This window comes from Gracilimonas sp. (assembly GCF_014762685.1).
Lineage (GTDB): Bacteria > Bacteroidota > Rhodothermia > Balneolales > Balneolaceae > Gracilimonas.
Genome location: NZ_JABURM010000006.1, coordinates 648,758 through 667,962 on the forward strand (window position 1 = coordinate 648,758; position 19,205 = coordinate 667,962).

The 19,205-nt window shown below is 41.7% G+C and carries 15 protein-coding genes and 1 riboswitch; of the genes, 5 read left to right on the top strand and 10 right to left on the bottom strand.

Translation table 11 applies throughout. The features are described 5' to 3' along the window. Window positions 1–5: 5 nt before the first annotated feature. Together HUJ22_RS12465 and HUJ22_RS12470 are read right to left on the bottom strand one after the other, a co-directional pair. On the bottom strand, window positions 6–722 hold the full coding sequence (locus HUJ22_RS12465) for a LytTR family DNA-binding domain-containing protein (RefSeq protein ID WP_290878011.1): 717 nt from the start codon (window positions 720–722) through the stop codon (window positions 6–8). Window positions 723–724: 2 nt separating this feature from the next. Next, entirely contained in the window at window positions 725–1,798 is a 1,074-nt protein-coding gene (locus HUJ22_RS12470) for a histidine kinase (protein WP_290878013.1), read from the bottom strand. A gap of 225 nt (window positions 1,799–2,023) precedes the next feature. On the opposite strand from HUJ22_RS12470, the gene HUJ22_RS12475 reads away from it, so the two are divergent. Together HUJ22_RS12475 and HUJ22_RS12480 are read left to right on the top strand one after the other, a co-directional pair. After that, window positions 2,024–2,629, top strand: coding sequence for a hypothetical protein (locus HUJ22_RS12475; RefSeq protein ID WP_290878015.1), 606 nt, complete (start codon window positions 2,024–2,026; stop codon window positions 2,627–2,629). A 1-nt stretch (window position 2,630) separates the two neighbouring features. Beyond that, entirely contained in the window at window positions 2,631–3,065 is a 435-nt protein-coding gene (locus HUJ22_RS12480; protein ID WP_290878017.1) for a DoxX family protein, read from the top strand. A 90-nt stretch (window positions 3,066–3,155) separates the two neighbouring features. Here the strand turns inward: HUJ22_RS12480 and HUJ22_RS12485 are convergent, their stop codons facing one another. Further along, the gene (locus HUJ22_RS12485; RefSeq protein WP_290878019.1) at window positions 3,156–5,603 is read right to left on the bottom strand and encodes a TonB-dependent receptor; all 2,448 of its coding nucleotides are present in this window, start codon (window positions 5,601–5,603) and stop codon (window positions 3,156–3,158) included. A 51-nt stretch (window positions 5,604–5,654) separates the two neighbouring features. Beyond that, window positions 5,655–5,748: riboswitch (TPP riboswitch) on the bottom strand. 190 nt (window positions 5,749–5,938) lie between these two features. Here HUJ22_RS12485 and HUJ22_RS12490 point away from each other — a divergent pair. Continuing rightward, window positions 5,939–7,126, top strand: a complete 1,188-nt coding sequence (locus tag HUJ22_RS12490; protein WP_290878021.1) for a M28 family peptidase — start codon at window positions 5,939–5,941, stop codon at window positions 7,124–7,126. On the opposite strand, the gene HUJ22_RS12495 is transcribed toward HUJ22_RS12490, so the two are convergent. The 6 genes from HUJ22_RS12495 to HUJ22_RS12520 form a co-directional block, all read right to left on the bottom strand. Then, window positions 7,107–7,970: a hypothetical protein gene (locus HUJ22_RS12495; protein WP_290878023.1), complete on the bottom strand. Its 864-nt coding sequence runs from the start codon at window positions 7,968–7,970 to the stop codon at window positions 7,107–7,109. The genes HUJ22_RS12490 and HUJ22_RS12495 overlap by 20 nt on opposite strands. A gap of 34 nt (window positions 7,971–8,004) precedes the next feature. Next, window positions 8,005–10,242, bottom strand: coding sequence for a TonB-dependent receptor (locus HUJ22_RS12500; protein ID WP_290878025.1), 2,238 nt, complete (start codon window positions 10,240–10,242; stop codon window positions 8,005–8,007). 241 nt (window positions 10,243–10,483) lie between these two features. Continuing rightward, a complete protein-coding gene (mdh, locus tag HUJ22_RS12505; RefSeq protein WP_290878027.1) occupies window positions 10,484–11,440 on the bottom strand; it encodes a malate dehydrogenase in 957 nt (318 codons plus the stop codon). Window positions 11,441–11,549: 109 nt separating this feature from the next. Next, a complete protein-coding gene (locus HUJ22_RS12510) occupies window positions 11,550–12,425 on the bottom strand; it encodes an NAD(+)/NADH kinase (protein WP_290878029.1) in 876 nt (291 codons plus the stop codon). Next, a complete protein-coding gene (locus tag HUJ22_RS12515; RefSeq protein ID WP_290878031.1) occupies window positions 12,425–13,852 on the bottom strand; it encodes an ABC transporter substrate-binding protein in 1,428 nt (475 codons plus the stop codon). Before HUJ22_RS12515 ends, HUJ22_RS12510 begins: the two co-directional genes overlap by 1 nt. Before the next feature lie 72 nt (window positions 13,853–13,924). Next, a complete protein-coding gene (locus tag HUJ22_RS12520; protein ID WP_290878032.1) occupies window positions 13,925–15,118 on the bottom strand; it encodes a D-alanine--D-alanine ligase family protein in 1,194 nt (397 codons plus the stop codon). Between the two features lie 190 nt (window positions 15,119–15,308). Between HUJ22_RS12520 and HUJ22_RS12525 the strand changes: the two genes are divergently transcribed. After that, window positions 15,309–16,205: a dimethylarginine dimethylaminohydrolase family protein gene (locus HUJ22_RS12525; RefSeq protein ID WP_290878035.1), complete on the top strand. Its 897-nt coding sequence runs from the start codon at window positions 15,309–15,311 to the stop codon at window positions 16,203–16,205. 40 nt (window positions 16,206–16,245) lie between these two features. Here the strand turns inward: HUJ22_RS12525 and HUJ22_RS12530 are convergent, their stop codons facing one another. Then, window positions 16,246–16,617 (bottom strand): four helix bundle protein, encoded by a 372-nt coding sequence (locus HUJ22_RS12530; RefSeq protein WP_290878037.1) that lies wholly within the window; start codon window positions 16,615–16,617, stop codon window positions 16,246–16,248. Between the two features lie 162 nt (window positions 16,618–16,779). On the opposite strand from HUJ22_RS12530, the gene HUJ22_RS12535 reads away from it, so the two are divergent. Further along, window positions 16,780–19,194: a penicillin acylase family protein gene (locus HUJ22_RS12535; protein ID WP_290878038.1), complete on the top strand. Its 2,415-nt coding sequence runs from the start codon at window positions 16,780–16,782 to the stop codon at window positions 19,192–19,194. The last annotated feature ends 11 nt before the right edge of the window (window positions 19,195–19,205 follow it).

Sequence of the window (19,205 nt, forward strand, 5' to 3'; positions counted from 1 at the left end):
GTAATCTACAATGCATCAAATTTTTTGTTAAAACACTGTATGGTCTGCTGTTTGTAAGATCGGCCAATGGGAATGATTTGTCCTTCCATACATATATCTGTTTGAGACCAGCGTTCAATTTTGTTGATGTTTACCATGAAGGATCGGTGCACACGAATGAAATTTTCTCCAGCCAGTTTTTTCTCCATGGAAGTTAGCGTAGCATGGGTTTGCACTTCTTTATCCAAGGTTTTGATTAACACATAGTCTCCTTTACTTTCCAAGCATAGAACATCTGCAAGCCGGATCTTAACCTTCTCTTTTCCTGAATTCACAAAGAAATATCCTTTTTCATCCGGTGAACCTTGCTTTTGATCTGGCGGCCTTATCTTTAGATCCTGTACTTTATTTACGGCATTTAAAAATCGCTCAAAAGAAATGGGCTTTAGTAAATAATCTACTGCGTTTAGTTCAAAGCCATCTACGGCATAATCGCGATACGCTGTGGTAAAGATCACAAGCGGTGGATTTTTCAGTGACCTCAGGAACTCAACGCCCGTTAGCTTAGGCATCTGTATGTCAAGGAATAAAACATCAACCTCTGCCTTTTTCAAAGCCTCAAATGCTTTGATGGCATTCCCGAAGGTACCGGCTATTTCTATGGAATCAAGTTTGGAGATGTAAGACTCCAGTATCTCTATTGCGAGCGGTTCATCATCAATGATAAAACAGGATAATTTCATTTTTACTCTTGTCGAAGTTTGTCGAGTTTCAGGTTAAGGGAAATATGGTAGTGCGTTTCATTTTCGTGAATATCTAAAGTGTAATATCCATTGTAGAGTAATTCCAGCCTGCGCCTTACATTTATCAGTCCCACTCCCTTTTGATAGCCATACCTTTCTGAAGGTTCATTTTCGACTTTTGAATTCTCAACACTAAAGTCGAGCGTATTTTCCTGTACTTTTATTTCAATATGGATTTCGGTTTCCTCTATTTCGTTACTGGCTCCATGTTTGAATGCATTTTCCACAAAAGGCATCAGTAGCATAGGCGGAATTTGTTTGGATTTAAATTCGCCCTGTCTTTTGAACTGAATATCCAGCCTTTCATCATATCGGATCTTCTCAAGCTCAATGTAGTTTTCAATTAGTTTGAGTTCTTTTTCCAGGGAGATGGCGGTTGCACTGCCTTCATACAACATAAAGCTCAGTAGTTCCGAAAGCTTCATCACCACTTCCGGAGCATCGTCCGATTTTTTGAGTGTTAGTGCATACAGATTGTTCAGCGTGTTAAATAGAAAATGGGGATGAATTTGGGATTTCAAAAAGTTGAGTTCAGCTTCCAGCTTTTGCTGTTTGAGTTCTTGAGTCTGGCGATCTTTTTCGTACCAATGCTTTGCCAGTTTGATGAATGCTGCGATAATGACAACCGGATACATTCCCAAAAACGTCCGGAATATTTTGGAGGGGTAGAATAGATAATGAGTTTCTGTCCAGTTTGGATTAAGAATTGGGGCGAGTATAAAATATTCACTTGTTTGCTGAACGAGAGTACCCACGGCAATTGAGATAACAAAAACGAAAAATGCCTTTATATACTTTTTGGTAAGCAAAAAATTCGGAATGGTAATATATAATGTGAAATACGTGATCAGCATCTTAAACGGAAGGTATCTGATTACAAAAGCAAACTCTTCGGCGTAGGAGCCATCAGCATACCCATAGAAAAGCGTGTGAGCTCCAACAAACGCAGTCCAAAACAGAACGTGCCAGGAGATCCGCACCGGGGTAAGATGATATTTCTTTAGAATGTTCAGCATATCCGGTAAATGTAGCATTTAAGTTGGAATGAAACGGATATTATAGGGTCCGGTTCGGCGGACAACTGATTCTGAAGGTTGAACAACCCCTGAAAAAAGCTAAACGTCACTGATAGGGTGAAATGAGTTATTTGGCAACGCATGCCGGTCAAGTAGCCCGAGGTCGCAAAAAAGAACGACAGGATTTGTATTTCCAGGTGAACTTTAATCTAAAAAAGGACAACAATGAAAACCTGTATAACTTTTTTTGTGCTCTTCATGATATCCATTCCATTACAAGCGCAAGGTACCTTAATTGGAATCTGCGAAGGATGTGAAGCCGTTTTTGAATATGGCGATCGCGAGCTTACCGCTACAGACACCCTCCCTGGTTTCCATGAAAACGAACCTAAGATCAAGATTTCCGGAACCATTTATGAACAGGATGGAAAAACTCCGGCCGAGGGAGTGATCTTGTATGTTTATCACACCAACCGAGAGGGCGAATATGCCACCCGCGGAGATGAAACCGGATGGGCACGCAGGCACGGATATATCCGTGCCTGGCTGAAAACCGGAGCCAAAGGACGATATACTTTTTACACCTACAAACCGGGTTCCTACAGCCGAAATCCCGCACATATTCATCCCATAATCCTGGAGCCAAACGGAAGATATTACTGGTTGGGAAGTTATTTGTTTGAAGACGATCCAAACCTTTCCCGCAGGCAGTTAGATCAGCAAAATCCACGAGGAGGTAGTAATGGAATATTAAAGCTTCAAAAAGAAAATGACCTGTTGGTGGGTAAACGGGATATCATACTTGGGCGAAATGTAGAGGGGTACAAGTGATATGAAATTTCCTGATGCGCACTTAACCTTTCTTGAGAAATACAAAGAAGCCGGACTGTTGTTTTTCAGAGTTGGTGTTGGAATTGATTTCCTGCTTTTGCACGGTTGGAATAAGCTCGCAGGCGGTCCTGAACGCTGGGCCCGGCTCGGAACTGCCATGCCGGGTTTCGACATGGAGGGTATTTACCTGTTCTGGGGATTGATGGCTGCTTTAACGGAAACGCTCGGCGCCGTACTTTTTGCCTTTGGACTTTTATATCGGCCGGTTTCAGCCTTACTTGGAATTACTATGATTGTAGCGGTAATTGCCCATGTCAGCGAAGGCGATCCCTGGGGTGCTTCCTCTCATGCCCTTAAAATGGCGGTTGTATTTTTTGGGTTGATGATGGCCGGTCCCGGTAAATACAGCCTTGATCATAAGCTTTGGAAACACTAAAAAGCTAAATAATTCTGACAACACAAAAAAAGGCGCATCAACGATGCGCCTTTAAATCAGTGAAATCTGCGTAATCAAATTAATCTGCGATCAAAATGACCACTTAACCTGAAACAGGAAGTTAGTTCCGGCTTGCGGGTAATAATAGTTGTAGTGAACCGGGTTCCCCCCCTGCAGCCATCCGAAGGTGTAACCATTGGTTTCGTATTCGTGATCAAAAATATTATTGATTTGAAGTGTAGCCGTAATCCCTTCCAATAAAGGCACTTCATTCAAAGAATAACTGATACGAAGATCATTCACAAAATACGGATCTATAGAGCGGCTCTCAGTTTGGGTGTTATCCAAATACTGCCGCGATACATATTTGCTAATCAGCTCTGCATTCAAACCGCCAGCCTGATATCCAATGATCCCATTGGCAATTACCGATGGTGAAAAGGCAATGTCGGTATTTTCATAAACAGTAGCCTGCTGCCCGAGATAGTTAAAATTCGCATCATATTGATCAGTGAATTGTGTGTATTCGGTGATCTTATTTTGACTAAAAGTAGCGTTGGCAGAGAGGCTCAAGTGCTGAGAAAGACTCACCCCGGACTGAAGCTCCAACCCAATCCGGTAACTTTCAGGTACATTTTCCCGAACGATCTCACCCACATCATTGATCGCCCCGGTAGGTACCAGCTGATCACGATAGAACATGCCGTACACATTTGCGCCAACATAGTAACGGTTAAAATCACCGCGGTAGCCGGCTTCTACATTATAGAGTCGTTCAGGATCAGGACGGCTTTCTGGGGATGAATCCACATACTCATCACGGGTAGGTTCCTTATTTCCGACGGCAAAAGAAGCATACAAACGCTGACGTTGCGGGAGGTTATATACGAATCCGAATTTTGGATTGAAGAACATAAGATTATCGGTTTGTTGAAGGGTTACAAGGCTATCCCTCACAGAACTTCCGGCGCTTCGGACGAATCCGTTCCCCAAAAACTCATAATTGACTCCGCGTATCTGCAGGTCCACATAGGAATTCAGGTTTTCAGTGAGTTGATACTGAAGTTTACCGTACAGGTTATAATCTTTTTTGACACCATCATTATCATAATAGCGATCTTCAGATTCACTGTCGCCGGCATAACGAGCCCAGATTACTTCTCCAAAATGGGCGCCGTCATAGTAATTGTATCCACCGCCTAGCGTTAAATTCCAGGTTTCGTTCGGAGTGAATCTGGTTGAGAAGATGGTGCCATAAAAATCATTATCGAGCCAGCGGCGGCGGATGAGATCGGATTCCGCGGGATCCCCGGGATTCTGTGGGTCGATGCTATAATCGGCCAGGTTTTCATCGGCTTTATATTCCTCATAATAACCGAATCCTTTGGTATAGAAAGCAGAGATATTGGCATTCCATTGATCGGTGAGCCGGTAAGAATAATGCAGCTGATAATAATTCTGTTGATAGTTATCGACTTGATCTTCATACGGCTCGCCTTGCTTTTCGGTTCCGGCCTCATTAAAGGTCCGGTCATTTTCGAGTACGCTTTCCTCAATTCCGTACCAGGCTTGATAAGTTCGTTCCCTTCCAGAGAAAACATCAGCCCTTAACAAACTGCGATTGCCATGCCGGGCTGCCGAGAGAAAATAGGAATCCAGATCCGAGCTGGCTCGGTCGATGAATCCGTCAGAATCGATTTTGGACAAACGGCCTTCGAATTGCCACCCGTTTTCCATCAGGCCTGAACCTAACTTTACATTATATTTTTGTGTGTTGAACGAACCGATACCGGTGTTTACTTCTCCAAACGGCTCCATCCTTGATGAACTTGTTTGAAGGTTGATAGTACCCCCAAAAGCAGCGGCCCCGTTGGTGGACGTTCCTACTCCACGCTGAATCTGAATGTTCTCCGTGGATGAAGAAAGGTCCGGCAGGTTCACCCAAAATACGGCATGTGATTCGGCATCATTTACCGGAATACCATTAATGGTTACGTTAATTCGGGCCGGGTCTACGCCGCGAATGCGAATGCCTGTATAGCCGATCCCTGCTCCGGCATCAGAGGTAGTGGTAACTGAGGGAGTGCTTTTCAACAGAAAAGGAACATCCTGTCCCAGGTTACGCCGTTCGATTTCTTCTCGCTCCACATTACTGTAGGTGATGGGAGACGTTTCATCAGCACGGGTGGCATTTACGAAAACATCATCGGTGATATAGGTTTCAGGGTACATGAAAACCTCGTAAGACCGGTTGGTGTTGGTAACATTGACCTCCTGATCTTTATATCCGAGGTATGTAATGAGTAAGGCCCGGTCTCCGTTTTCAGAAAGACGGATTTCGAATGAGCCGTCATCCTGGGTTACCACGCCACGGGAAGTCCCTATTTGCCGTATGGCAGCCCCGGCCAGTGGTTGTTTGGATTGTGCATCAAACACAGTACCAGAGATGGTCTGTGCCTGAATTTCAGTAGTAAAGAAAAGCGGTATAGTGAACAAAAAGGTCGCTAAAAACGACTTCGAAAAGAATAGATTAAACATAAATCCTCCATTTTAATTTGCTGATTAATGGAGGAGGTTAACTTGCGTACTGTACGGTTAAACAGGTTTCCCTACGCCGGTATTATCCGGTTCAGGTATTAGGGTATGATCTCAGCCCGTGGTGCAAGCACCCCCAACCTTGTGAAGGGTTAAGATAAGAGGATGTTCCACAATTGTAAATCATATTTGCAGATCTTTTAGATAAACTTACCGATACAGAATTTATCGAATTTTGATCGCTTAATTTATTCTCAAAAAAATTGCCGATTCTAAATAGGCGGACTAAAATGTTATCTTCAATAAAATAAGCGCTTCAACTCCAAAGTTTTTCAGAAATGCAGTTCAAATATATTTTTTCATCACTTTTGGTTTTCATTTTGATTTCCTGTTCTTCACCAAAAATTTCAGATTCTACTGCTCCTGAGATTTCCTTTTTAGATATACAGTCTCATATTAATTTTTTAGCCGGTGATGAAATGAGAGGGCGTGAAACCGGAACGGCGGAGGAAGCCATCGCAGCTAATTATATTGCAGATCTGTTCAAAAGTTATGGCCTTGAACCGGCGGGCGATGACGAGACCTATTTTCAGGAATTTACGGTGAATATGTCCGTGCTCGACAATCCACATACTTCTGAAAACAATGATGCATCCGATAAAAGGCTTGCTAAAAATGTTGCCGGATTACTGGAAGGAAGTGGAGATTCTGATGAAGCGATTATTATTGGAGCACATTATGATCATTTGGGACTGGGCGAATTCGGTTCACTGAGCAGCAGCGATTCTACCATCCATAATGGCGCCGATGATAATGCTTCAGGAACTGCCGGGTTACTTGAGCTAGCGGAATATTTTTCCGAGAGTCGCCCTGAAACCGATGTGTTGTTTATAGCATTTTCCGGGGAAGAAATGGGACTATTGGGCTCGCAATATTATGTGGAGAATCCAACGATAGATCTAGAAAACACATTGGCTATGATCAATATGGATATGATCGGCCGTATGAATGAAAATCGTTTGATGATTTTTGGGGTGGCAACTGCAGAGAAATGGGAGTCAATTTTAATAGAAGCCAATGTGGATTCTTTGGAGCTGGATTTAGTGCCGGACGGGACGGGGTCTAGTGATCACACCAGTTTTTATGATCAAGGCATCCCCGTTCTTCACTATTTTACGGATACTCATGCCGATTACCATCGCCCTTCTGATGATGCTGAATGGATTAATGCTAAAGGACAGTCAAAATTGCTGAAACATATAGTCCGTGTAATTGAGCGGTTGGATAAAATAGATAAAGAAAAGTTGGCTTTTGTCGAAGTCCCGGGTGAGCAGCGGCAATCCATGCGGATGAAGGGACCAACCTTAGGCGTACTACCTGATTATGGCTATGATGGTGAGGGATTTCGTATCACAGGTCTGAGTAATGGCGGAGCTGCCGAGAAGGCAGGATTAAAAGCGGGGGATATTATTATTGAAATAAATGAATATCGAGTGACTTGCCTATTTATGGGTAACATTCAATAATTTCACCGAAATCACCAACGCATACCGGAAATGGCACAGTTTTGATGACTGTTCCCACGAGATAACCAACTCCATTTTCAATATTGGAGGTTTCTTTTGGTAAGGCAATGACTTCTCTATCAAGTTCTGAAAAATTAATCCAATCATCCCCTGCTACAATAATAACCACGTTGGTTTCCAGTATTTCTATTTGAGGTTGGATAGCATCCAGAGTTTGTAGTATCTCGTTAGCAAAATCATCGTTTGGGGAGATTCTTAAAAGGTATTTATTGGAGTTGTTATAATAAACTAACCTGTGGGTATGAGTTATTGCAAATTCATGTATAGTATTATCTCTTTTGTCCAGCACCTTCCAGTCTAAACGGGCTTCTGCAATATGCTCTACTCCTGTAACAGTTACATATCGTCCATCCACCACAGGCTCTGGATAGTCATCGGGAATATTTACAGTGGTTGTAGTTGTGGCTCCATCCGATCGTTCCACAGTTAGCTTATAATCATTGGATGGAGTAATATCATATGTGGTCCAGAAATTCCAAACTAATGCATCTCCCGGTGCAACTTGGGGAAGTCTGAATAATGAATCGTTCATTACGGTTTCCTGACCGGTATCGAGGTCTGTGAGGGTAACGATGGCATCAATCGGTTCATCAGAATAGTTGGTCGTTTCCCGTACCGGCATGATCCGGACCCATTGAGTATCTGCAGAAGCATCCAGGTATCCATATACGGAATAGAAGTATTTATCATTTTCTTCGAGCGGTTGAAAGGGTTCATTACAACCGGAAAGGAAAATAATTGCTATAATGCATACCAAGCTCAGGTAATGCAATGATAAATGCATTGACCCGGCATCTTTGGATTTTAAAAAAGATTGATTAAACATCGATTCTTAATGAAATATAAGCAGTTAGCGGAAGCTGATTGATTCGCTCCTGTGTAAATATGTCGTAGTAAAACATATTTTTTCTGTTGTAGAGATTAATAGCTCCAACTTTGGTTGTAATGCTGCCTGAGTCATTTGAGAACTGGAATACTCGTTCTATTGAGGCATCAAGGCTGTGGTATGTGGGGAGTCTTCCTTCAAACGGCCGGTCAACAAGTACCCGCTGTTCGCCGGTTGTATTTGTTACGTCTGGAAATTTGCGATCAAACCAAAGAATTTCATCAAATCCAAGAGGGCGCGTAAAAGGAGCACCGGAGCCAAATTGCCATCGAGCACCCAAAGTGTATCGACCTAATTCCAAGCTATACACGGTATTTACCTGATGCCTTCTGTCATGAGAGGGATTATATTCAACTACGGGTTCCCCAAACCATTCTCCAAAATTATCCTGGGATGCTTCATAAGTTGTATTTGTATAGCCATAGCTGAGTAATCCGTAATGTCTTCCCATATTATACTCAAGGCGAAGGTCCGTTCCATAGACGGTCCCGTCGGCAAGTTGAAGATCAGTTGAAAATTTTGCAATAGGACTCCAGGTGGAAACTGGAATGTTATAAAGGTTTTTATAATATACTTCCATTGAGTAGCTAAAGCCTGAACTGATAGTTTGTTGCCAGCCTAAAAGAGCGTGCCTTGCTTCAGCCTGTTTGGATTCTCCCGGTACTTTTGCCCATGTTACAAATACTCCGGTAGCATCTCTGGCATCATTAAATCCATAAATAGCTTGACGATATATACCCGCTGCCGCACTGATTTCTCCACCATCTTCACCAAAGGGAAAATAGGATAGCCTAACTCTGGGCTCAAGACTTACAGGATAATTGCTGTATAATGAAACCACAGTTCCGGGTTCAATAGTTAAATTATCTCCAATTGGTATGGAAAACTGAATATGTCCGCCGGTGCTCTTCATATTGTATTCTTCTGCTGTTAACCCGCTCACCCTGCCTGTTAAATCGTAATCGATCCATTCAATTCTAAATAGCACGCCATATTCGGCTCTGACATTACCATAATACTTGGAAAGTGAAAAATCGGTACGAAATTGAGTAACCCCTGAATAATAAGAACGATCTTCATAGATTGAGGAGTTAGACATACTTGAAATATTTGATTTTACCTGAAATAAATTTTGATCCTGCAGTGCCCTGCATTTTATTCCGGTCACAAAATTATTCCATTGAAGAGTTTCTTCTCTTTGGGAGTTTATCTTTCCCTCATCCTTTGTTCGTAATAGCATCCCGGAGCAATTCGAATATTCACCGATATCACTTACTTTAATGAATTGGCTTTCGAATTTAAGGGGTTGTTGTTCTGATAAATACCAGGAACTGGTTTCATTGATCAAAGATTTTTTAAAGGAGGCCACCATAGATGTTTCCTCTTTTTTAAGAGGCCCCTCAACCATGATATCTGCCATAAAAGGGCTTAAAGATGCAGATCCGCTATATTCAAATCTATTACCGTTACGCATGTTTACATCAAGTACAGACGATATTCTTCCACTGTGTTCAGAGGTGAAACCACCCGGATAAAAGTCTGCTGAGGATACCAGATTGTCTGGGAAGGGGGAATAAAATGAGAGTATGTGAAAGGGCTTGTAGACTAAAGCACCATCTACCATGACCATGTTTTCTGAAGGAGTCCCTCCCCGGATAAAAATCTGTCCGCCCCGGTTCCCGAGTGACACTACCCCGGGCATTATTTGCAGATAGTTTACCAAATCTCCACCGGCTACCGGAGATGAGATTCGGCTTACATCAACAGAAGATATTCGCTGGCGGCCCATTTCTGTTCTTGCAGCACTGGTGTTTTGACTTATAATAACTTCTCCAAGATTAACATCATCAGTTTTAAGAGCAGCGCTCAGGGTTTTGTTTTCGAGAGACTCAAATGTAAGGGTGTCATCCTTTGAGGTGTATCCCAAAAAACTAATGACAACCCGATAAGTTCCCGGGTTAATGCGGTTTACTGAATAAAGCCCGTCTCTGTCGGTTGCTGTACCAAACAGGTTATCTTCATTCACAAGGTTTATAAGAGTTACGTTAGCCCCTACAAGTGGTTCTCCGGTTTGATAGTCAGTTACTAAACCACTTAAGGAAGCTTGCTGAGCTCCCGCACTGCCAATAAAGATTGCTGATAGAAGGAATCCTCCTAAGCTTATTTTCAACAGAGAAACAATTTTTTCCAAACAATTCCTTGATTTGGTTTGTGTTAGTTACATTATATACTAAAAAAATAGTTTAAGTATATTTTCTGTTCTTTACACCGTTTTCACATTATTAAACATTGTTGGATCCATATAAAATAGATCCAATGATGTTTTAAAAAGAAAATAAAAATCCCTCACACGAAAAATCATGTGAGGGATTAGTGCAAGTAGTGAAGACCTTAGTCCTCGTTTGTTTAATTTACTTGTTCATCAGTTTTTTGAAGTCATCCAAGGTGCCGCGAACGGCTTTGGCTGATTCATTCATAAGTTGTTGCTCTTTTTCGTTTAATGCAACCTCAATTACTTCCTTGATTCCGCCATTGCCTAGCTTCACGGGCACACCGATGTAAAGGTCATCAATTCCGTACTCACCGTCGATGTGGGCACATACAGGGAAAATCCGGTTTTGATCAAGTAAGATAGCTTCCACCATTTGAGCTGCAGCAGCTCCCGGCGCATACCATGCTGATGTTCCCATTAGGCCAACGATCTCGCCACCCCCTTTTTTGGCGCGGTCTACGATTTCATCAAGTCGCTTTTCATCTATGAAATGTGTAATAGGCATACCTGAGAGGGTCGTAAAACGAGGCAGGGGAACCATAGTGTCTCCGTGTCCACCCATCAGTAAAGCTTGAATGTCTTTAGGGGATACATCCAGTTCTTCGGCAATAAATGCACGGAAACGGGCAGTATCCAATATGCCGGCCATCCCCATTACTTTTTCATATGGGAGTCCGCTGGCATCTTTAGCAACTTGAACCATCACATCGAGTGGATTTGAAACTACAATAATAATGGTATCAGGTGAATATTTTACCAACTGTTCGGTTACACTGCGAACAATATTTGCATTAATTTCTAACAAGTCATCACGGCTCATTCCGGGTTTGCGGGGCACGCCGGCTGTAATCACACAAACATCTGAACCGGCTGTATCAGCATAATCTACGGTGCCTTTGATGCGTGTATCAAAAAGATGAATGGGGGCAGACTCCCACTGGTCAAGTGCCCGGCCTTTTGAAGGATAAAATGTTTTGTCTCCGTCTTTACGCTCGAGGTCTACGGCAACTACTTCTTTTGCAAAATCACGTTGCGCTACGGCATCGGCTACCGTTGATCCAACGTTACCTCCGGCTCCAACTACTGTTACTTTCATTTGGGGTGTATTTTTAGTGTTCGGTTTTCGATTAAAATAATTTCGTTATATGAACTTGGTATAAAGATACAAAATCAAAACACAGGAGTCAGAACACAGACTCCCGTTTTCAGTTTTTAGTTCTCCTTCGATCCATGCCCCACATTAATTTATTGCGAAGGGTTTCAAAATAGTCATGCCCGGGAAGATGAACGAGATTAAAGGTTAAATCCGACTTCAAAATTTCTACTTCAAAAGGGAATTGTTTGATTTCATGAACTTGCCCATCGTAGGAAAATAGAATTTCACTTTCCTGCTTTTCAATAATTATTCTCAAAGGGTGATTCGAGTTTAACACCAAAGGCCTTGTTGTAAGTGTATGTGGGTTAATGGGGGTTACCAAAAAGATATCGGTGCCCGGTGCAACGATGGGGCCACCGGAAGCTAGACTGTATGCGGTAGAACCGGTTGGAGAAGCCACAATCAACCCGTCTGCCCAGTATGTGTTGATTAAACTGCCATCATATTCTGCAGTCACATTCACCATTGATATAGAATCTTTTCGGGTAAAAAGAAATTCGTTCAGAGCGTGAAATACGTTTCCTTCTGGAGTGGTGGCTTTCAAAAACGAGCGTTTATCCAAGGTGAATTCATTTTTTATCAAACAATCCAGGGCTCGTTCCAAGTCCTCGATTTGAGTATTGGCCATAAAACCGAGTCGGCCACTGTTAATACCCAAAATAGGTTTTCCAAAGTCTTTGGCAATGCGGGCAGTATATAAAATGGTACCGTCACCGCCCATTACAAGAATAATGTCGCAGGCTTTTATGGAGTCTTCATCAGACTTTGTTTTTTGGAGGATAGCGTTGTCATTAAGCCCGGTTTCTTTGCAAATTTCTGAATTTATAAACAATGAGATGTTCTTTTTTTCAGCCCATTCAATAGTCTTGAACAAGACCTCCCGAACCTCATACTTTTTAGGATTTGCAATGATACCAAGTTTCATCAATTATCCTGTTTGAGTTGAATTGAAGATAAATCAAGAAGCCAGGGCTTATGGCGAACCGTGACACCTGTAATTGAGCTGTGACTTAAAATGAAAATGGGTGTTTCCCAAGTCAGGAATGGTTGGGTGCCGGGAAAAGGCTTTGTAGAGAAAGTTATTTCGTTCGATATTGCATATGAAGCATTCATAGCAAATGTGTATCCCAATTCATTAGCTTTGGGAGCCAGGTTGTTTAAAAAGAAAATCTCAAGTGGGTGTGTGGTTTGTGTAACAATCAGCTGAGTCTTGTCAATATTTTTGGCTATTGCAGTATCTACTTCACTAACAGAAACGGTTCCAATTATTTTATTTGTTAATAATGATTGGGGATCAATAGAAGATATGAGGTGACTTACCTGCCTGCTTTGACCTGAGTTTTCATTGTAATACAATTGGTATTTTGCAGAAACGGAAGTTTGGTCAAGCGTATAGTTTTCATAATAGCTTTGTAAAAGGTTTCCGGTAGAATCAGCTACCGTAAGCAGGGTTGAAGGTCCTAATTCAATGAGTGCGTCCAGATTGTTTCGGGCAAATTCCTGGAATAAATCTCTTTCTGTTAGCCCTGAAATTATATCCAACCGGTTAATAGCCGGAATATCCTTCGAATAATCATCATTGGGAGTTAAAAGGTGTGCATTCCCTTCTTTGCTCACGAATCGAAAGGCCCCGGTTCCCACTGCTTGCTGAATGGGGTCATTTGCAGAGGAAACAATTTCTTTTGGATAAATTGAAGCCATAGGATGGGCGAGCCGTGTTAGAAAATCAGGTGCAGACCTGTTCATAATAAAGCTAACAGTAGAATCATTCCGAACCTGCACCCCATCTACCGTGTTCAAGACTCTTCGGCTTGGATTCTTTACGTAAGTCTGCTCGTTATGAAAGGCAGAAAAACCATGAATATCTTCAAAATGATCGGCTGTAAAGTCAGGCACGTTATTATGAGCCATTCGCTCAAAAATATATTTTACATCCTGAGCGACGAATCTTCGGCCGGTGGCACTTTCAAAAACAGGAGAATCGTGAAAGTAAACATCGGTTTTTAGATAAAAAGTGAATTGAGTGGAATCATCATTTATGTCCCAACTTTTTGCTAAACCGGGGATTAGGGTCCCGTTTTCGCCTATTTCTACCAGCCCTTGGTAAATAAGGTTAATAATTCTCCATTCGCTGTTAGAAAAAGAAAAAAGAGGATCAAGGGATTCTATGGCAGCTATTTCTCCCAGTTTCACATGTACAAATTCTTCATCTGAGGTGTCCACTTCAGCATTTGAAGTATCCGGAGCAGTGAATAAGTCAGAAGGATCCGACTGAATAGTGACGGTTTCCGGACCTTTTCCACAAGAAATGACGAGAAAAAATGGAAGTAAAAATAGAAATAGTTTTTTCATCAAGTTATGCTTTAAGATTTATTAGGTAAAGATATGAACGGTGAAAAACATTCCATATATGGTGGTTTTAATTCAATTTTTACTTCCTTTTAAGCCCTTAATGCCTTTAATGGCTTTTTCACTGAGTAAGTTGGTTTCATAGCTGCGAACACGACCGTTCTTCTCCCTGTGCTTCTTTAGACCTATTTCAATTAGTTCTTCCAATAGTTTATCGAAAGGAAGATCCGACTTATCCCACAAATAAAAAGAAAAAGAGCCTGGAATAGTATTAATTTCATTGAAATAGACCTCTTTGGTGTTTGCATTTACAAGGAAATCGAGACGGGCCAGCCCCGAAGCATCCAAAGCTGAAAACGTTTTAGTAGCTAAGTTCTGAATCTTTTTCGTCAGTTCTTTGGAGATGTCAGCCGGTATCTCACGATCGGCAGAAGCCATTCCTTTTTCTGCTCCTTCTCCGCTTTGGTATTTATCTTCAAAAGAAAGAGTCTCAGTTTGTCCAAGAGGTTTTTCGCAAATACTTGGTCTGCAGTCGCTGGGGGTTCCTATCACCGAACAATTGATTTCCATTAAAGGATTTACAGCTTCTTCAATAAGAAGATGAGCATCGTAACGAAATGCGGTTTCAACTGAATTGATCAATTCTTCGCGGTCATTTGCGATGGCCACCCCAATACTGCTGCCCAATGAAACGGGTTTTACAATCAACGGGTAATCAAAATCTTCTGCAACATTCAAAATTTCTTCCTGCTCTTGCTCCCAATCGCTTTCATAAAAATTCACTGCTTTGGTAACCGGAATGCCATTTGCCGCTGCAACTAATTTGGCTTTTACTTTATCCATTCCTAATGAAGAACCTAAAACCCCACTTCCTGAATATGGCACATCCATCATCTCACAAACACCCTGAAAAGCTCCATTCTCACCTTCACTGCCATGAAAAGCACATAAAACGGCATATACCGGATAGTTTTTTGGCTTAGAAAAGAGTCCCTTGCTTTCTTGTTCTTTAAGAAATGTTTTACCTGTTTCATCTTTGACAAATGCACAGGAAATTGATTCCTTTTCAAGGGAGGAAAGTTCTTTATAATTACTTAGGTCTAAAAGTTTCTTACCTGTCAGCCATCGTCCTGATTTTGTTACATAAAGAGGGATACAATTATATGTGCTTTCTTCAAGTGCAGAAATAGCCTGAATAGCTGTTAAAACAGAAACTTCGTGTTCGGGGGAAACACCTCCGAAGGCAACAATGAGATTTTTTTGGGACATATCGATAAAGTAAGATTATAGCCGAAAATAGGATTGTTTAAGGTTAATTGTTAATAGGATAGAATAAAAGAATTCAGGATTCAGAATCCAGTGTTCTCTTGCAATAATATTTGTTGAAACTTGTACTTGTTCCTCGTTTTGATATTTTCAATATTTATAAGTCTGTCTAAAATTCTAAAATTAAAAGTGCATGAGCAAAGTAATCACATCTGTAAACCAATTAGATTTTAAAATTTCTGACCTGGAGTCAATGCCGGCTCCGGAAAAGGTATTGTTGGTTAAACCGACTTATTTTTCGGTTGAATATGTGATTAATCCGCATATGGAAGGAAATATCGGGGATGTGGATAAATTGGCTGCTCAAAATGAATGGGAGCACCTGAAGTCTGCTTTTGAAGAGCTGGGCTTTTATGTGCATGTTGAAGAGGGGCAGCGCGGATATCCGGATATGGTTTTTTGTGCTAACCAGAGCTTACCTAATATCACTAAGGACGGAAAGAAAGAGGTGATAATGAGCGTTATGCACTCTAAGCAACGCAAAGGAGAAGTGCCTTTTATTCAAAAAGTATATGAAGATAGCAGTTATGAAATTGTTCATCTTGATGAAACCAGGTTTACCGATTTTGAAGGTATGGGAGATGCTATTTGGCACAGCAAAAAACGCTTGATTTGGGGAGGATATGGATATCGGTCTTCCAGAGAGGTATATGATGTGATTTCAGAGACTTTTAAAACCCCGGTTATTGCATTGGAGTTAATTGACGATCGTTTTTATCATTTAGATACTTGCTTATGCATTCTGGATTCCGAAACAGCTCTTATTTACCCAAAAGCGTTCACGGATGAAGGTCTGGAACTCATTCGCTCAGGTTTCAAAAATGTGATCGAAGCTTCAAAATATGAGGCAGAAAAGTTATTTGCTTGTAATGCCATCTGCCCTGATGGGAAGAATGTATTTATTCAGCAGGGAAGTGTAGATGTAAATCACAAACTGAAAGAAGCAGGGTTTAAAGTCCACGAATTCAGCACTTATGAATTTCTCAAAAGCGGCGGTTCGGTATTTTGTATGAAGATGTTGCTTTGGTAATGTGCTTTGTGCTGGGGTCAAAGTTGCGCGATGTGTTTAATTAAGAAGGTTTTTCTATTTGATATCGCATAAAGGCTAACGTCTTATTTCGGGCTTCAAAAGCTTTGGCCCTTATCATTTCACATATTTCTGTTGGTTGATAATTAAGATCATCCATAGCATATGTCATACTCATAACTTCAGAAGCTGAGCTTTGAGCAATATTGAAGTAACGGATCATTTCTTTTCTCCCATAGCGAGTAAACCCCTCTGATATGTTATTCATAACGGAGATAGAAGCCCTTCTTATTTGATCTTTAAATCCATAGTCCTTAGATATTTCACCATTTTGTGTATACTTGTAAACCAAAGCAACAAGTTCCCTGGCACTATGCCAACACTCTAATTCTTCAAATTTATATACAGTTCCCATAATTATTCCTTTTCTTCTTAAGAGCGATTTCAAATACATTCCTTACAAAAAGTTTTTTATTTATTCTTAATTAAGCACAAAGCACAAAGCACAAAGCACAAAGCACAAAGCAAGCACAAAGCACCTCGCACATAGCACAAAGCACAAAGCACAAAGCACATTATGAACCTTATAAAAACCTCCATCTCCGGAATCCTCCTTCTCGCCCTTATCATCTCCCTCAATACCAAATTTGGGGCTGTTCCGCCATTAGGAAAGTTTTTTGATCCGGAATCAGGGTTTTGGGCGAATGCAGAAATCTCAGAGCCGGAATCGGAAGTGTTAGATATTCCAGGGTTGGAAGAAGAGGTTTCGGTGTATTTTGATGAGCGCAGGGTTCCTCACATCTTTGCTCGAAACGAACGGGATTTATTTTTAGCTCAAGGTTATATAGTAGCCAGAGACAGGCTCTTCCAAATGGAGATGCAAACGTATGATGCAGCCGGAAGGTTGGCTGAGATTGTGGGGGCTGATCTGATAAACAGAGATTTGAATACCCGCAGGCTGGGTATGGTTTACGGTGCCGAAAAGGCTTTTGAGGAGATTCGGAAAGATTCGGAAATGCTCGCTGTGGCACAAGCCTATGCTGATGGGGTGAATGCTTGGATCGATCAGCTTTCACAGGCGGAATATCCCGTGGAGTATAAAGTACTGGATTTCGCTCCGGAAAAATGGCATGCAGCAAAGACAGCTTATTTGCTAAAGAATATGACCCGCACACTGGCCGGTGGGCATAATGATGTTCGGACCAGCAATACCATTCGATATTTTGGTGAAGATTTCGTGGAGAAATATTTCACCCAAAAACCTGAACTTAATGATCCCATTATACCGCCATCCCGGGAATGGGATTTTGAAGCGGATGTTCCCGAAGCACCTGATTCACTTTTTGTCTCGGGTGTTTCAAAAGTGATCGATCCCTTTCCCCACCAAGAGGGGATTGGAAGCAACAATTGGGTGGTTAGCGGTGAAAAGACCGCCTCCGGATATCCTATTCTGGCAAATGATCCTCACTTGGGACTTACCCTCCCATCAATTTGGTATGAGATGCAGCTGAATGCTCCCGGTTATAATTCGTATGGGGTTACTCTGCAGGGTTCACCGGCTATTATCGTTGGGTTTAATGAACAATCAGCGTGGGGAACCACCAATGTGGGCTCCGATGTGATGGACTGGTATGAAATTAAATTCCGGGACGAAACCAAACAGGAATACTGGCACGATGGACAGTGGAAGCCCACCACAAGCAGAGTTGAAGAAATAAAAGTCAGAGGCCGGGAAACGGTATTGGATACGGTGATCTATACTCATCACGGCCCGGTGTTCGAAGTTGATTCTGCTGTAGGTGAGGATGAACCGGTCTATCATGCGTTGAAATGGATCGCTCATGAACCCTCCAATGATCTTCGCACATTCTACGGCTTCAACAAAATGCAGAATTATGATGATTACATAGAAGCGGTCAATAATTATACAGCACCTGCACAGAATTTTGTATTCGCAGATGCAACCGGAGACATCGCACTTTGGGTTTCAGGAAAGCTTCCCCAAAAATGGAAATTTCAGGGTCGCACGGTAAGTGATGGAACTGATCCGGTATATGATTGGCAAGGTTGGATCCCAACTGGTCATAACCCTCATATCAAAAACCCTGAAAGGGGCTTTGTTAGCTCGGCTAATCAGGAATCAGCTGCACCTGATTATCCCTACTATCTGGATGATGATTTTGCCCCCTATGAACGTGGTCGCAGGATCAATGATCTATTGGCGGAAATGGAGAACATTACCCCGCAAGATATGCAGCGCATGCAATTGGATAACTTTGCCTATAACGCTTCTAATATCATCCCACAAATGATTGAGTGGACTCGTTTGGAGGAGTTGAGCGAACAGGAAGTTGAAATTCTGGAAATAATTAGGAACTGGGATTTTATGATGGCAGCTGAACTCATTCAGCCAACTGTTTATTTGAGTTGGTTCAATAAATTTTATCGTGAAGTATTTTATGATGAGTTTAATGGTACAGAAGCTAGTCTGCGTTATCCTTCACGTGATATTTTTGTTGAGATTATTAAAGAAGAACCCAATATGGCTTTTGTAGATGATATCATTACTAAGGAAGAAGAGGTATTGGAAGATATCGTCACAAGAAGCTACAAAGAAACTATTTCGAGACTTACTAGAATGTATGGTGAGGATAGTGAAAATTGGAAGTGGGGGTATGATATCGACAATGACCTGAATCATATTGCAAATATACCAGGCCTTGGTGCGCAAAACTTATTCAGCAGCGGCTCGGCCGAGGCCATAAATGCTGTACGCGGAACACACGGTCCCTCATGGCGAATGATTGTAGAACTTGGACCTGAAGTAAAAGGATGGGGTGTTTATCCCGGCGGACAATCCGGAAATCCCGGCTCCCCCAACTATGATTCCATGGTTGAACCTTGGCTTTCTGGTGAGCTTTTTGAATTAAACTTTTTAAAAGAAGAACCGAGTGAATTTTATTATAAAATTGAAATGAACCCCGGTAAATAATAACGGGAGAT

Bases quoted from the DNA above. Each gene is read 5' to 3' on its own strand.
- HUJ22_RS12465 (WP_290878011.1), bottom strand. From the start codon at position 722: ATGAAATTATCCTGTTTTATCATTGATGATGAACCGCTCGCAATAGAG.
- mdh (WP_290878027.1), bottom strand. From the start codon at position 11,440: ATGAAAGTAACAGTAGTTGGAGCCGGAGGTAACGTTGGATCAACGGTA.
- HUJ22_RS12470 (WP_290878013.1), bottom strand. From the start codon at position 1,798: ATGCTGAACATTCTAAAGAAATATCATCTTACCCCGGTGCGGATCTCC.
- HUJ22_RS12490 (WP_290878021.1), top strand. From the start codon at position 5,939: ATGCAGTTCAAATATATTTTTTCATCACTTTTGGTTTTCATTTTGATT.
- HUJ22_RS12495 (WP_290878023.1), bottom strand. From the start codon at position 7,970: ATGCATTTATCATTGCATTACCTGAGCTTGGTATGCATTATAGCAATT.
- HUJ22_RS12485 (WP_290878019.1), bottom strand. From the start codon at position 5,603: ATGTTTAATCTATTCTTTTCGAAGTCGTTTTTAGCGACCTTTTTGTTC.
- HUJ22_RS12475 (WP_290878015.1), top strand. From the start codon at position 2,024: ATGAAAACCTGTATAACTTTTTTTGTGCTCTTCATGATATCCATTCCA.
- HUJ22_RS12515 (WP_290878031.1), bottom strand. From the start codon at position 13,852: ATGAAAAAACTATTTCTATTTTTACTTCCATTTTTTCTCGTCATTTCT.
- HUJ22_RS12535 (WP_290878038.1), top strand. From the start codon at position 16,780: ATGAACCTTATAAAAACCTCCATCTCCGGAATCCTCCTTCTCGCCCTT.
- HUJ22_RS12525 (WP_290878035.1), top strand. From the start codon at position 15,309: ATGAGCAAAGTAATCACATCTGTAAACCAATTAGATTTTAAAATTTCT.
- HUJ22_RS12530 (WP_290878037.1), bottom strand. From the start codon at position 16,617: ATGGGAACTGTATATAAATTTGAAGAATTAGAGTGTTGGCATAGTGCC.
- HUJ22_RS12520 (WP_290878032.1), bottom strand. From the start codon at position 15,118: ATGTCCCAAAAAAATCTCATTGTTGCCTTCGGAGGTGTTTCCCCCGAA.
- HUJ22_RS12510 (WP_290878029.1), bottom strand. From the start codon at position 12,425: ATGAAACTTGGTATCATTGCAAATCCTAAAAAGTATGAGGTTCGGGAG.
- HUJ22_RS12480 (WP_290878017.1), top strand. From the start codon at position 2,631: ATGAAATTTCCTGATGCGCACTTAACCTTTCTTGAGAAATACAAAGAA.